This window comes from Orbaceae bacterium lpD02 (assembly GCA_036251875.1).
Lineage (GTDB): Bacteria > Pseudomonadota > Gammaproteobacteria > Enterobacterales > Orbaceae > Orbus > Orbus sturtevantii.
In genome coordinates, this window is record CP133960.1 from 704,758 (window position 1) to 719,577 (window position 14,820).

At 36.9% G+C, this 14,820-nt stretch carries 13 protein-coding genes; 1 reads left to right on the plus strand and 12 read right to left on the minus strand.

Translation table 11 applies throughout. The annotated features are described in order from the left end of the window. Nucleotide 1 precedes the first annotated feature (1 nt). A complete protein-coding gene (locus RHO12_02955) occupies nucleotides 2-220 on the minus strand; it encodes a hypothetical protein (protein WVD66740.1) in 219 nt (72 codons plus the stop codon). 100 nt (nucleotides 221-320) lie between these two features. Here RHO12_02955 and RHO12_02960 point away from each other — a divergent pair. Continuing rightward, nucleotides 321-1,474 (plus strand): IS3 family transposase gene (locus tag RHO12_02960; protein ID WVD66741.1). Its coding sequence is split into 2 segments (ribosomal slippage): nucleotides 321-567 and nucleotides 567-1,474, totalling 1,155 coding nucleotides; the frame shifts between segments, so codons are not numbered across the junction. Nucleotides 1,475-1,580: 106 nt separating this feature from the next. Here the strand turns inward: RHO12_02960 and RHO12_02965 are convergent. The 11 genes from RHO12_02965 to RHO12_03015 form a co-directional block, all read right to left on the minus strand. Beyond that, nucleotides 1,581-2,057 carry a hypothetical protein gene (locus RHO12_02965; protein ID WVD66742.1) on the minus strand — a complete coding sequence of 159 codons (477 nt, stop codon included), beginning with the start codon at nucleotides 2,055-2,057 and terminating at the stop codon, nucleotides 1,581-1,583. A gap of 8 nt (nucleotides 2,058-2,065) precedes the next feature. After that, the gene (locus RHO12_02970) at nucleotides 2,066-2,587 is read right to left on the minus strand and encodes a hypothetical protein (GenBank protein WVD66743.1); all 522 of its coding nucleotides are present in this window, start codon (nucleotides 2,585-2,587) and stop codon (nucleotides 2,066-2,068) included. A 67-nt stretch (nucleotides 2,588-2,654) separates the two neighbouring features. Further along, on the minus strand, nucleotides 2,655-3,155 hold the full coding sequence (locus RHO12_02975) for a hypothetical protein (protein ID WVD66744.1): 501 nt from the start codon (nucleotides 3,153-3,155) through the stop codon (nucleotides 2,655-2,657). Between the two features lie 61 nt (nucleotides 3,156-3,216). Next, nucleotides 3,217-3,435: a hypothetical protein gene (locus RHO12_02980; GenBank protein ID WVD66745.1), complete on the minus strand. Its 219-nt coding sequence runs from the start codon at nucleotides 3,433-3,435 to the stop codon at nucleotides 3,217-3,219. 23 nt (nucleotides 3,436-3,458) lie between these two features. Then, nucleotides 3,459-3,731: a hypothetical protein gene (locus RHO12_02985; protein WVD66746.1), complete on the minus strand. Its 273-nt coding sequence runs from the start codon at nucleotides 3,729-3,731 to the stop codon at nucleotides 3,459-3,461. Between the two features lie 101 nt (nucleotides 3,732-3,832). Then, nucleotides 3,833-4,333, minus strand: coding sequence for a hypothetical protein (locus RHO12_02990; protein ID WVD66747.1), 501 nt, complete (start codon nucleotides 4,331-4,333; stop codon nucleotides 3,833-3,835). A 376-nt stretch (nucleotides 4,334-4,709) separates the two neighbouring features. Next, entirely contained in the window at nucleotides 4,710-5,093 is a 384-nt protein-coding gene (locus RHO12_02995) for a hypothetical protein (protein ID WVD66748.1), read from the minus strand. Between the two features lie 218 nt (nucleotides 5,094-5,311). After that, the gene (locus tag RHO12_03000) at nucleotides 5,312-5,716 is read right to left on the minus strand and encodes a DUF4279 domain-containing protein (GenBank protein WVD66749.1); all 405 of its coding nucleotides are present in this window, start codon (nucleotides 5,714-5,716) and stop codon (nucleotides 5,312-5,314) included. 9 nt (nucleotides 5,717-5,725) lie between these two features. Then, complete coding sequence (locus tag RHO12_03005) at nucleotides 5,726-10,045, minus strand: RHS repeat-associated core domain-containing protein (GenBank protein WVD66750.1); 4,320 nt, start codon at nucleotides 10,043-10,045, stop codon at nucleotides 5,726-5,728. 47 nt (nucleotides 10,046-10,092) lie between these two features. Next, entirely contained in the window at nucleotides 10,093-13,869 is a 3,777-nt protein-coding gene (locus RHO12_03010) for an Ig-like domain-containing protein (GenBank protein WVD66751.1), read from the minus strand. Nucleotides 13,870-13,901: 32 nt separating this feature from the next. Continuing rightward, nucleotides 13,902-14,765, minus strand: a complete 864-nt coding sequence (locus tag RHO12_03015; protein ID WVD66752.1) for a rhodanese-like domain-containing protein — start codon at nucleotides 14,763-14,765, stop codon at nucleotides 13,902-13,904. Nucleotides 14,766-14,820 lie beyond the last annotated feature (55 nt).

The window sequence follows — 14,820 nt, forward strand, 5'->3', positions numbered from 1 at the left end:
ATTATTTTTTCTTTTTGGGAGGATTTATTATTTGTGTTTCAGGACCATTAATACTTGGAAACTTTAAATTTCCTGGAAAACTCGTTGAGTCAAAACCAGGAAACATTCCAGATTTTTCTAATACTTCACTGACCCTACTAGCACAAATCAATCCCCCTCCTCCACCTACATCCATTGCTATATTTTTTAAGTTTTCAGCCCCATCAGGAGTAACAACCACTCAACTTTTCTCTGTATAATATTTTGGCGTGTGATCCTCGCCAAAAAAGTGGACAAATGCCACCTCTATGATATAAATAAAAATCAGAGGAGAACATATCATGGTCAAAAAATTCAGTACCGAGTTCAAACAGCAATCGGTCGATTATGCGCTGTCTAACGCTCACCTTTCAATAACTGAGCTGGCCAACCATTTAGGTATAGGTAAATCGACCCTTGATAAGTGGATAAGGCTGCTAGCGCCAAATAAAACCAGTCGTCGAGAGCTCACCATTGAGCAGCAAAAAATTATCGCCCTAGAAAAAGAGGTAAAAGAGCTCAAAATGGCGAATGAAATCCTAAAAAAGGCGCATGTGTACTTCATCAACCATCCAAGTCGGTGAAGTACAAGTACATGAAGCAACACTTATCATCCTATTCAGTGCCGTTAATCTGTCGTCAGTTAAATATTAGCGTGTCAGGTTACTATGCTTGGCTCAGACGTGAGCCCAAATCAAACGGACTAATTGATAACATCAAGACACTTTATTGGTGGCATAAAGCCCGTTTGGGCGCACCAAGCTTAGTGCACGATATCAGGGATAAGGGCTATAATGTGTCAGAGAGAACGGTCAGTCGAGTATTACAAAAATTAGGCTTGCGGAGTAAGGCTACACGTAAATTTAACTATCGGGCTGCGCCAAAGCTATCTCATGATGTGGCGCCAAATACCTTAGACAGGCAGTTTAATCCGGATAAACCTAATAACGTTTGGGTGACCGATATCACGTATATCAAAACCGGTGAAGGCTGGCTATACCTCTGTGTGATTATTGATTTATTCGGGCGAAAAGTAATTGGTCGGCAAACGAGTCACCGTATTGATAGGCATTTAGTCTGTAATACACTCAAAAATGCCTTATTCCGTCGCCAGTTTCCAAAAGGTGTTTTGCTCCATAGTGACAGAGGAAGTCAATATTGCAGTGCGGATTTTAAACGATTAATATTACTAAACGGACTTAAACAAAGCATGAGCCGAACCGGTAATTGCTGGGATAATGCGGTTGCAGAAAGTTTCTTTCATACCTTAAAAGCACATATTATTCATGATTGTTATTACAAAACACGGGAGCAGGCAAATAAAGCACTATTTGAATATATTGAAATCTATTATAATCGGGTTCGTCGCCATTCAGCTAATGGTTGGATATCGCCAGAACAATATGAAAATCAGTACTACTTAAATAACACATTTATAGAGGCGAGCACTGTCTAATATTTTGGCGAGGATCAGAGGATTGCCTAACGCTTGAAGAGTTAAGTGGAATACTCGTATTTAAATTTAGGGAACATAAGCTATATAATTATATTTCCATCCCTTATCATTTTTTAAACATATTTAATCCTATTTTTTTTATCGATTTATTTATTTTTTGTTCATTCAATAATTTAGGTTTTAATACAAAAAATTCATGAGTTAAATCATAACCTGTTCGAGTGAAGCAACCTAACGTAGGATATAATAAAGTGCATAAAGGTGATTCTAACAGCGCATTATTTACATGGCGCTGATATTCATCAAATGATTTAATTAAAATAGGAATATTATCAAGCATAACGATAACATCACCTTTTGCTAACTTAAATAATAGCTTATAAAAAACAATAAACTTATTTTTTATCTGAACAAATTGTTTCATTTTATTTGGGTCTTTACCTACATCGGCATAACACACCAAATCTACATTAATATACTCATCTTCGCTCAAAAAGTGATCAAAGCATGAAATATAAAAAATAAAATACTCTTTTTCTAGTGCACTATAATTACTGAAATCAGAGTTTATAAACTTATCCATTAATGTATTCATTTTCTTAAAAATTGCCCTCCACTATCTAACGTTCCTATTCTACCACCTTTCTTATTCAATAATTTCCAAGCACTACCTCCATGTGATTTAGCTCCCGCTCTATCAGGTGAAACACTCCACCCAGTTTTTGGATCTCTATAATTTTCGTCTTTTCCTTTAGCACTAAAACGATTTAGATCAACCTTATCTCCTTTCTGCAAATCTCCTTTATAATTAGCGTATTTATCTTGATCATCATCATTAGGTGAACCAGTTCCCCCAACCAAACTTATGCTTATGCTTGTACTTGCTTCACATCCGTTATCCTGCTCTTGGCTATCATCACTAGAACACGAAAGCATTCCCCAAATGCCACCAATAACACCGCCAGCAGTACCACAAGGAACAGCCGCTAAACCACCCGTTATAGATCCACAAAGAGCGCCGCCGCCAACAGCCCCTGCACCAGTACCGAGTATAGAACCAATTGCATAACCTACCCTGAGCTCATTACTCTCCCCTTTCGGGCTAATGGTCACAATTTATAAACGGTTTTTTGGGGAAAAGGGAAAATAACTTGTTAGTGGAGGTTACTACGCAATAAAATCAAATCTTGCTTTTAAGTGCATTTAAAATAATATCTTTTCTTATATTAAAATCGCCAAAAATATCTTTAGATATATCTTTATACAAATCATGGTTATCTTGCTCATCAGAAATCTCATAGTTATTTTGCTCATTCGCAATAAATATCGCGGTAGGAATAACTACATCAGCTATTTGTAATAAAATTTTTTTATCTTCTAAAGCTTTCTCAGCAAGTAATGAAATCATTGCGCCAAACAATGAACCTAATTCGATAAATCTAAATTTTTTAAATTTTTTATCTAAGATAAACCGACAATACCCTCTCGTATAGTACCGAAAAGGTATGCCTGGCATGTACCTTAAGTAATCAATCGCATCAATAGTATGATTAATTAAAAATGGTTCCATCTCAAACGTCGTCTTGCCAAAATAAAATTCAACTGCTGCTTTAAAATCCAAATCTTTTGACGACATAACTCCCCAGTCTTTTTTACTTGGGAAAATAGATCCATTTTTCATAATAAGTTCCTTTAACAATAGGGATAGCGATAGATAGACTTTTATACATAACGCTTTTGACTTATAAATTAATAGTTTCTTGGCATCCGTCTTTGTCAACAATAAAAACCTCAACTTTGAAACCATCAGGATAGTCTTTAAAGCCAACAATGTTTAATCGCTTGTTTTTTTCATCGATTGCTCGTTCTAAAGAGGAAAAAGTACCTATTTTCAATTCCTGAACACCACCTAATTCAGTTTCATTAATATGATTTAGTATGTATACCTTATTTTCTTTCATATCGACCTACTCATTTTTATTTATTAACATTCGCCTAAAGTGATAAAACCCTCTTCCCATTCTGCTCTATCCAAAAGGACATCATAAATATTAAGCCTTTTTAGATTGTTTGTAGAATAATTCGTTGAAAAGAATTCTTTTTTCTGCAAGGCAAGCTCATAAGAACTATAAATGCCTAACACTTTCCCATCATCTAAGTCAAAATTTGCTGAATCAGGTGACTCTAGCTCCGCATCGGTACCGCCATGATAAGAATAAGTGTCATAGCTTAACTCATATAATTTAATTGTTATCATACTATTTTACCTATAGCCTCTAAATACTTTATATTTGGTTATATAATAATAAGAATGCAACTACCCTGTTTTTTTAATGATGAGTAGATTATGCAATAAAATCAAATCTTGCTTTTAAGTGCATTTAAAATAATATCTTTTTTTATATTAAAATCGCCATAAATACTTTCACGTATATCTTTATACGGATCATAGTTATCTTGCTCATCAGAAATCTCATAGTTATTTTGCTCATTCGCAATAAATATCGCGGTAGGAATAACTACATCAACTATTTGTAATAAAATTTTTTTATCTTCTAAAGCTTTCTCTTCAAGTAATGAAAGCATTCCAGAAAACAATGAACCTAAATCGATAAATCTAAATTTTTCAAATTTTTTATCTAAGATAAACCGGCAATATCCTCTCGTATAGTACCGAAAAGGCCTACCTGGCATGTACCTTAAGTAATCAATCGCATCAATAGTATGATTGATTAAAAATGGCTCCATCTCAAACGTCGTCTTGCCAAAATAAAATTCAACTGCTGCTTTAAAATCCAAATCTTGTGACGACATAACTCCCCAGTCTTTTTTACTTGGGAAAATAAAGGTATTTTTCATAATAAATCCCTTTAGCTATCGGTATACATTTAATATCTAATTTTAGCGCCTATGTCAGTAATAAATTTTAATGTTTGATCCTTGCAAAATTACACGTCATTAATCTATTTGCCATAACGCCAAATCAATTTTTATTTAGCTTGTCTTAAAAAAAATAAAAAGATATTACGACGTTATTATCATAATATCTTCAAAATAGAACGTTAGAATCAGTTAAAAATCAGAACATTCGGTATATTCAATGTGATCAGCTGTTAACTCATCTAAACCATCGTCTTTACATATATAATTAAATATTCTTTTTCTTATGTGCTATGACAAATAAAGCCAGGGTCTGTTAACTTATCAAGTAAAGTACTTCATCCGGTCGTGCATGTTATAACACGCATAGCATATGGTTAAATTCTGCTTTAATATTTACATTAATATCTAAACAAATAATATGACCATTAATCGTAAAGCCCTCTAGCTTCATTGAAGATCCTTTCACCTTGCCTAAATTTATTAGACCAGAATCTTCAAAAGGTTTTTCCTTTAAGATATCATCTAGATTATTTATCAAAATTAATGGAATATAAGCTCCTTCAAAACCTTCATCATCTTCAAATTCTACATTAGAAAGAGAAAAATACTTTACATTTTTGCATAGAATATTTCCAATAGTCTCACCGTCATACATGCTTAGTAACTCAAAAGACACATGATTACCATACTCCAGTATTTTGACCTCACCTAATCCCACATCTTCTATTTTTTTCATCAAAATTCCCTATTTTACAAAATGATTTGTTGAATGTGACTGATTTAGCAATCGATTTCCATAGATAATTTTATATTTTGGGATATTTCTTTAGTCCGCCAGCAATGCGCCACTTAGAGACGAGGCTAGCATTGTTTGTTTGAATAACTTAGCTTGTCTAAAAAAATAAAAAGATATTACGATGACTATTATTATAATATCTTTATTTTTCAAGAAAATTAACTATAAATATAATAATCAATATCAATTTCAGCACTTATTCCATTGATAAAATCTAAAGTTTTCGTCTCAAAATATATTGCTGGTTTATAGTTATTTTCTATCTTAATTAAAACCGTAAAAACAAATTTAACCTGAAAATCATCTCTAATTTTTAATAGAGCGTTTTTTTCAGGCTGCAATAGAGTAATTATAGAATCAAGCTGTTGATTAATATCAAATGAGAACTCTTCTTTTGTACTTATTGTCCAACATGTTTGAATACTTTCTCTTTGACGACCTTCTGGAACAATGCCTTTAACTCTAGTTTCAGTTGGCTTAATTTTCATTCGTTTTATTACGTTATTTAAATCAAAATCATCTCCGTAAATAGAAAATGATACAGACACGGTTGTTTTGTCCATTTTTATATCCTATTTAATAAATTGACCAGTTCTAATTCCGTCACCTAATCCTCCTTTTCTAAACAATATAAGTTCTCCATTATTTTTATCTATATAAATATCATATTTAGAGTTACTCCCTTTTCCAAAGAAATCTTTTTTTATTTCATGAGCATCAAATCCTTTCTTTTTAAGAAATCTATCATCAGCCATTTTAATATTTTGTTTTTTACTATCATTAGGGTCATCATCATTAGGGTCATTATCATTAGGTGAACCAGTTCCCCCAACCGAACTTGTGCTTGTACTTGCTTCACATGCGTTATTCTGATCCTGGTTATCATCATTAGAGCAAGAAAGCATTCCCCAAATACCACCCACAACGCCACCAGCACCACCTCCTATTGCTGCACCAGTGGAACCGCCAGCTGCATTACCAACAGCAGCACCAGCAGTACCACAAGGAACAGCCGCTAAACCACCCGTTACAGATCCACAAAGAGCGCCACCGCCAACAGCCCCTGCACCAGTACCGAGTACAGAACCAATTCCATAACCTATCCCAGCTCCACCAACGCCAACGATCGCAGCATGATCAATAACACAGTCCCAGTAAGATAACCCAGATGGATCTCGATATAAAAGAGGATTTCCACCTACATAGCTAAAGGTATTAATCCCACCATTTAATCCAATTGGATCACTTTGAATATAACGCCCTGTTTTTGGATTATAATCCCTAAAGTAGTTATAAGACAATCCTGTTTCTTGATCGTAATATTGGCCAGGGAAGCGTAAGTTTAAGCTAATTTGATTATTAAGATCTAATGCTGTATTGCCAAAAACATCACTGTATATTTTCCAAGTTTGCTGGCCTTGGTTGTTAATTGCCAATTGTGGCGTACCTAATTGATCGGCTATTAGAAAATTATAAGCCGCTGTTTGTAAGGTTTGGTTCGTCACTAAACTAGCCTGCCATAAAGGACTTGTCCCCCAATCAGAATCGGGTTGCCAACCATAGGCCACATTGATTTTACCATTACTATCTAATTCGGCAATTAATCCCTCATCAGTATAAATAAAGTAGGTGATTTCACCGTTAGTGGTTTTACTGATACGGCGGCCAAAAGGATCGTATTGATACCTAGCTAGCTCGGTGTTTTCATTTTTAACACTCACTAGGCGATTAGCTGCGTTGTAGTGATAACTTAAATGTTTACCGGCGCTAACTTCGGTTGCTAACTGACTATTTGCTGTGTAGGTCAAATTAGTCTGGTTTATGTTTTCACCCCATTTTGTCAATTGGTTAAAATGGTTGTATGTCCAATCGCCTGGTTGGTTGGCACTGCCAATACGATTACCAATAGCATCGTAGTGATACGATTCGACTACGATCCCAAGATGTTGCAGCTCAGCAGAAGGCTTAGCCAGAGTAAGACGATCTAATAAATCGTATTGGTAGCTATTTTCACCGTGTTCGGTTTGAGCACGGATAATATTACCGACTTTATCGTAGCTATATTGACGCTCAAATAGTGTTTTATCACCGCTAATTAGCCCTATTTGAGAAAATCGCATTAATGGGTCATATCGATTAGTTTGTATCGCATTAGGATACGTCACTTTAGCGGGCATATACCATTGGTAATCATCCCAACTAATTACTTCGCCGTTGGCTAAGGTTGTCTGTTTTAGCCGGTTTTTATCATACGTATAACTTATGGTGGTATTATCTGGATAGGTGATAGACGCTAAATTGGCCTCTTGATCATAAGCATATTTTAATGTTTTAGTAATGCTGCCAGTACCTGAACCATAGGTGATCGTCTCTTGTGTCACTTTGCCTAGTGCATCACGTTGATAAACAAAATGTGTATCAATATCGCCTATTTGTAACACGTCAACTAACTGATTAACTTCGTTATAACTATAGGTTACGACTTGCTCTGGCGTTAACTGCCCTCGCTCAAAGTAGCTTTGCTTTATATTATTGCCTGCCGCATCGTATTGATACAAAATACGGTTGCCATTGCCCTCTGTTTGCTCTATTAATTGATTCGCCTCGTTATAGCGATATTCAACGTCATTACCTAGTGCCTTGGTCTCTTTAATAAGATTACTATTTTTATCGTACTCAAAGCGATATTGATTACCGTTGGCATCGGTTACTTGGGTTATATTACCTAGTAAATCTCGGTTATAACGTGTTTTGCCACCTAAAGCATCAGTGGATTTTACCGCTTGACCTAAGCCATTATAATCAGTTTGTGTCACTCGATTAGCGGCATCAATCGTGCTAATCATTAGTCCTAATTGATCATAAACTATACGGTTAGTTAGTGTGGTATTGTTATCGACTAACTGATTAACCTCCGTCGTTTTACCTAACGCATTATAATTATAAGTTTCACTAAATGTCGGGTAGAGGGCTTTAGTTAATAAACCGGCTAAAGTAGACTCTTTTGCACCGTATTCATAAGTTAAAACATTACCTGCAATATCGACTTCCTGTATGAGTTTACCTTCGGTATTATAAACCTGCTTAGCCTCTAACCTTGTAGGACTAACTGTTTTCACTAGGCGATTTAGGGTGTCATATTGATAAGTCGTAACTTGATTTAGGGCATTGGTTGTTTTAACGTCTCGACCCTCTTTATTAAATGCGTAGCTGTACTGTGTTTGGTTACCCATAGCGTCGACTACATTAATCACTCTCCCCATTGCATCGTTCGTAAAATAGGTACGATGATTGAGCGGATCAATCGATTCAAGTAGATAGCCTGCTAAGTTATAATTAGACTGCCATATTTGTTGTAATGGATTTTTTACTGTGTTTAGTTGCCCTTGAATGTTATAGCTATATTGGTATTGATAGCCTTTACCATCAGTGTAAGTTGCTATATTGCCGTAGCGATCAAAGGTTCGTTGCAAATTAATTGCTTGATCACCCTCTCCAGTTACTGCCGCAATCTGCTGCCCATAATTATCATAGCTAAGGCTAACAATACGTTGCTCTGGTTTATCCGCCGCATAAATAACTTTGATGGGGTTATTAGATGCATCGTACTCAAAGGTTATAATATCGCCTTTAGCATTAGTCAGTTTTACTGGTTTATTCGCTTTATTATATTCATAAAGCTCTGTTGCGCCATTAGGGTAGGTAACCTTAATCGGGTAGTTGGCTTGATTATACTGTGTTGTCGTTGTTAATCCCCGCGGGTTAGTATAGTTAACTAAATGATTAGCTTCATCGCGTTGATAACGTTCAGTAAAACTATCATTGACCGTTTTACTCAATACTCGACCCTTAGCGTCAAATTGAGTAACGGTTTTTTTACCCAAGGGATCATTGATTGTAATGGTGTATTGCTTATTAACACGACCATACTGACTGTTATATATCGTCACAGCTCCCGTTTTATCAGTGATTTTACCTACTTGTGCCAGTTTAGTATCTCGATTAGCAGAACCCGTGGTCACTACGGCATTTTGTGATACAACCCCGCCGTCTTTACCACTCGTCATAGCGGTTTTTGGCGCTGGAGTTGAAAGAGTATAATCAATTTTTATTACGCCGCCATCGGGCTCCGTTTTTTGGTTCAATTGACCATTTTTATCATAGCCGTAAAGCCATGGGTTGCCCATTACATCGATCACTTTTATCAGTTTATCACCCGACCATTGATAACTAACCGTACGACCTTCTCGATCAGTAACTTTGGTAAGATGCTCTTGGTTATCATAGCTAAAGCGGTATACCTGTTCGTCAAAGTGATCGGTAATGGCAATACGGCGCCCTTCGTTATCGAGCAAAAAGCTCACCTTTACGTTATTCGCATTGCCGTATTCGAGCACACGCCCTTTGGCGTCAAAATCAATCCAATCACCTTGTTGATCAAACCAGTGCCAACCGGTATCTGTCTTTTTGATAAAAACCTGTTCGTAGGTATATAAGTTTTTATCACCCGTGCGTTGATACTGAGTACCCGCTCGATCAATTGCTTTAATGCTACTGTCTAGTGGATCGAGAACAAAGCGTAAGTTCTCCCAGGCTGGATTTATATACCACCGGCCATTGTTCCAAGTACGGTTGAGCTTCACCTCACCGCCTAGCACTTTAACCCTTAGGTCAATCGTGCTTTCAGTGTATTCGGTATTAGGTAGTTTGACGCTGGCACTACTGACACCTGATATTTGCTCATCACCATCATTGAATAGTTGAGCGTAAGCCATTTTAGGTAGTGAAACAATGACCATAATCAGCATAATAAAGATAGCGAGTAATTTGTTGGTCAAGTTCTGTTTGCTATGCAGTTTGACTTTATGTCGTTTTTTATTTTTAGTTATCATTTAGTGATCCCTTGTTTTATCTGACATGTTAGTTTTTAATTGTTATATTATTTAGCACCATTACTAGCGCCGCCACTTGCACAACTAGCTTGAGGGGAACAGCCGGGGGTTATTGGCATCGGCGATGGCGATCCCAACCCACTCCCTCCGCTGTAACCATCACCAAATGAACCTCCCCATTCCCAAGCCGGACCATTTAATGAGCATTTGCCGGTATATAGATAAAAATATCCATTAGTATTTCCTTTGGTGATATCGCCATTGGCACACTCTCCCTCATAAGAAATAGGATAGTTTGTAGAGTAAGAAATGCACTCTTCGTTTGCGCTTGTCATGCCAAACAAACTAACTTGAGCTGCTGTTTTTGGTTCAATACTTTCTATTTTATTGACGGCAAGTGCGGTGACACGATACGGTATAACTATTTTTTGTTTAGGCAGCAGTACGCTAGGTAATTCGCCAAAAAACTCATACTTAAACTTTGCATCTGTTTTAGGTAGCGTTAATACCACATTTTTCGCTTGTACAAGCCCGTAGTTTGTTACTGTTAGCTGGCCTATTTTCTCTTCCCCTGGTACCATTCCAGCTAAGTTAATCGACAACGGTTCCAATAAAACAACGGGCGCAGGGACTTGAGTATTAAAGGTTGCGTTTAAAGTAATATCGTAAATATCTTGAATTGTTGTTTCTGTTACTCCAAACTCAATATTGATGGTTTGATATTCCAAGAAAATATGCTCATTGGTTGTGGTATTAGGGCGAATAACAATACGACCTGACACATCCATATGATTAGCCGCACTAACACGGTAACGATAAATGCCTGTTGGGATGTTTTCTAATAAGGCGATTCCTTGTTCATTGGAGGTGATCGTATACTCTTGCGTCAACACAGCTTCATTTTGAAGCTTGATGGTTGCCCCTTTTACACCAGGAATAAGTTTACTTTGCTCATTTAGGGTTGCGGTATAAATATCAGCAACATCAAACTGGGCGATCCCCTGACCACTTTGTGTAACTGAAATACTGACAGGAATAGCGCCAGATATATTGTTATTAGCGGATAGCTTAATATTAAAATCATAGACTCCATCGGCTACGCGGTTATCAGGCTGAGCAATAATTTGTACGGGCACTTGTTCATCAACTGCAATAGAACCAATGGATGTATTGGCGGCAATAAACACCCAACTTGGTGCAGCGTGACCATTTTCATCCACCAGTTGTATTTGTACATTTTCTGCGTTAATTAATCCTTTATTGCCTATGTTGATATTAGCACTGGTCGTTGTTCCTTGTTGCAAGCCAGTTTGAATATAACTTGGTATAGCGTAAAGGGTTGGCATCGCCTGACCAAGCTGATAATTAACTTGCAACTTACCGCGAACCAAAGCGGCTGAATCATCAGACAGCGCTACCAAATAAATACTTCCTGTTTCTGCTGCCGTATTATCAGCAGTAAAATTAATCACGGTCTGTTTGGTATCACCAACGCCGATATTAACGACCTCCGAGTTTATCTGTATCCCTTTTGGTAAAATGCCATCGGGTTGATTCTCTGCTGCAAATACCCAACGTAAATTTTTGGCACCATTGCTGGCTGTCGCTTTCACGCTGATTGGTGTTGTTATGTTGCGCGGTGCTTTTAGGTTATAACCTTGTAAATTAAAGGCTATGCGATCAATTATAAAGCTTGCTTGTGCCGTAGTGGTTAATTCATCAGGATGTATTATCGCCACTTGGTAAATTCCCGAATCACTTTCTTGTGGAGTGAAAATATAATGAAACTTTCCTTTATCATCAGTTGCTGTAGTTATTTTTCGCTCAAAACCATTGACGGTCAAAACTAACTTAACTGGCGCATTAGCAACCACACTGCCATCACCACGATAAATTGCTTGGCCGATAATCGTGATGGGTTGCTCTCCATAACTAACACTAGGATTAACACTGCTCACTCTCCCTGTGTAAATAGTGGGTGGCGGTGCCGGTGGTTCTATTTTAACGGTTACAATGCGCTGAACTGTAGTCACTTTGCCACTGATATTGGTCGCTTTTACTGTCAACATATGATCACCATTATCATGTATGGTTAATGGCCAATGCATTTGGTAAGACAGTTCAGTTAAAGTCGCGAACGGCTGGTCATCAATATAAATGTCGACTTTTGCTATCCCTAGCTCGTCAGTCGCACTCACTTGAATATCCACAGGAGCCAGAACCGCTTGATGGCTTGCCGGTGTTGTAATCACTGCCGTAGGTATCGGCAAAGCGAAACTAAACAAAATAGGCTTACTCGGTTCACTCGCACCAAACTCATTACTAAGTGCTGCGGTGAGTTGATAATTCCCCTCCGTACCTAACTCAATATTCTGGAAAAAATAACCATCGGCATCGACTTTAACGGGAGCGCCTAGCGCTTTACTGTTTAAGTAAAGTTGCACTTTACCTGCTGTTTCTGCTCTGCCTTGAACATGTAATGTTGAGGTTTTAACGATCTGTTTGCTTACTGGATTAATTAGGACTGGCGGTAAGACGGTGATCGCTAATGGCCTTGTATAACCTGAGTCATTACCTGCTCTATCAGTTACAGCTAGTCGTGCATATAGTGCACCTTGCGCAGACACCCCTGAAATTTGATAACTATTTGAATTAATCGTAATATCTTGATCAATGATTGGGGTTTCAAAATTAGCATTATTGGCTATTTGCAAATGCCCGACTTCAACACCGCTTAAGTTATCATTTACATTGAAAGCAATTTTCACGGTATCGTCAGTTAGGCGAATAAATTGTTTGAGCTCAACCGTTGGTTTAATCGTATCAATAGTAACTAGGCTTGAGAGTTCTGACCACGCTTCCCATGTTCCTCCTTGATTGATGCTCCCCCTTATACGAGCTCGATACGATAAGCCATTTTGTAATCCATCAACATATGTGTATCGATTCACATCACCTAGCACTTCACTATATACCGAATTACCAGTAGGATCTTGAATATCGATTTCGTAAGTATTGAGAGTGCTAACTTTTTGCCACGACCAAATTGGTGCTTGGTTGCTATAACGAGCAGTAGGTAGTGGCGCATCGGGCGTTAATCCAGAAATATCAATAAAATGATAAGGTGCATCTCTATCTATACTATAATGGCTAAAATCACTATTGGGCGTAAATAAAATAGCTTGCTCTGGTTTAACCGTATTTGCGGTATTACAGCCGATTTGTGCGTAATTTGAAGTCGTGCCTTGAATACCGATGGTAGCGCTATTGCCCTTGCTACGATCATCGACTAAATAACGATATTGATACTTAATTTGATTACTTCCTTCATAAAGAATGGTTTGAAACGTTCCCATCGGAAGATTAGAGCCAAAAAAATATTGGTTAGTCCACTGCACAATTAGTTTTCTATTGGGCGCTTCACCTTGAGTTTCATACTGAATGGTCCCCGTTGGCTGACCATAAACATCAGTCCTTAAATCATCCCAAAACACATAAAGTGTGTTATTGAAAGATGCTGGAAGGCAATAATTGCGAAATGCGGTTGTTGGATTAGAAAACTGCACAAGCCCATTAGTTGTCACATAAAACTGACTAAAATTATTACCATAATAATTGAACGCAAATCCCACCGGGAATGGACCTGCATATTTATCATCGCCGTAAAGTCCCGTATTCGTTCCTGCATAACAAGAACTATAAACAAGCATAGATAAAGCGAAGAAAATAAAAGCATATTTATTTTTTTGTTTTATCGCTCGTTTTTTTTGTGGATTGCTATGTAATGTCAATAATAGATCTTGCCACCGTCTATAAATTTTCACTTTTTGCTCCTATTATTAAAATTTCCTATTAGTTATAGTGTTAGCCGGCAGGGCTTTGATAAACTCTGCTCCGCGTTATTAATTAAATTAGTCTGTTGTTGTATATAGTATTGATAATTACTTAAGCCTCCTTTCAACCAAACAAGGTTGTGCGATTCAGGAATACTAAGCTGGCGTTTGAGCAATAGAGTTATTTGCTCGTTAGGGGCGATTAATACATAACGGATGAAGGCATCATTTTTTATCGCCTCAATAGGTAGAAAGTGGTTTAACGCTAAGATAGATTGTTTTGATAAATCGAGTCTCTTTAGCGGTTTTTCTGGCAATGTATTAATTTCTGTTGTCGTTAAACCGACTGTAATAACGTGCCAAGTAATCGATTCTCCTCCTAATAAGAATTCCTCTGGCAATATTTCGTCTGATATTGTTATCTTTGGTTGTTGTAATTCATGCCATACTCTTATACCGCCAGATAAAGCGAAGAGGTGTTTAAAACCTTTCACTTTTAGTGTATTGATTGCGTTATTTATTAAAACTTGATCAAAGCCAGTCCCTATAAGCACAACAGTTTTATCAAAAAGAAAGTGCGTGTTTTCCAGTTGATTAAGCGGAATGATTAAAATATTTAATGAATTATTTATCTGGGTTAATTTAGATCTAACATCAACCCACACGACGTCATTTGGTAAACTTTTTGCTTGTTTAATCGTTAGCCAATACTCTTTATCAATTGGTTGTTTAAATTGGTTTTTAGGCCAATCAATTAAATGTTGTTTATGGTATTGTGCATTTTCTTGACAATCATGAGTAACATTTGCAAAAACATCACCACACAGCGATGAAATAAATAAACAAATTAATAATTCATATAAAAAATTAGAGTAGTGACAAGACATGATTTGAACTCTGTGTAAGTTATTTTATCAAATTGATTTTTATATATTTTTGAAG

What these genes read in the sequence shown, in the direction of transcription:
- RHO12_02965 (WVD66742.1), bottom strand. Translation starts at nt 2,057, where the DNA reads ATGGATAAGTTTATAAACTCTGATTTCAGTAATTATAGTGCACTAGAA.
- RHO12_02975 (WVD66744.1), bottom strand. Translation starts at nt 3,155, where the DNA reads ATGAAAAATGGATCTATTTTCCCAAGTAAAAAAGACTGGGGAGTTATG.
- RHO12_02980 (WVD66745.1), bottom strand. Translation starts at nt 3,435, where the DNA reads ATGAAAGAAAATAAGGTATACATACTAAATCATATTAATGAAACTGAA.
- RHO12_02985 (WVD66746.1), bottom strand. Translation starts at nt 3,731, where the DNA reads ATGATAACAATTAAATTATATGAGTTAAGCTATGACACTTATTCTTAT.
- RHO12_02990 (WVD66747.1), bottom strand. Translation starts at nt 4,333, where the DNA reads ATGAAAAATACCTTTATTTTCCCAAGTAAAAAAGACTGGGGAGTTATG.
- RHO12_02995 (WVD66748.1), bottom strand. Translation starts at nt 5,093, where the DNA reads ATGAAAAAAATAGAAGATGTGGGATTAGGTGAGGTCAAAATACTGGAG.
- RHO12_03000 (WVD66749.1), bottom strand. Translation starts at nt 5,716, where the DNA reads ATGGACAAAACAACCGTGTCTGTATCATTTTCTATTTACGGAGATGAT.
- RHO12_03005 (WVD66750.1), bottom strand. Translation starts at nt 10,045, where the DNA reads ATGATAACTAAAAATAAAAAACGACATAAAGTCAAACTGCATAGCAAA.
- RHO12_03015 (WVD66752.1), bottom strand. Translation starts at nt 14,765, where the DNA reads ATGTCTTGTCACTACTCTAATTTTTTATATGAATTATTAATTTGTTTA.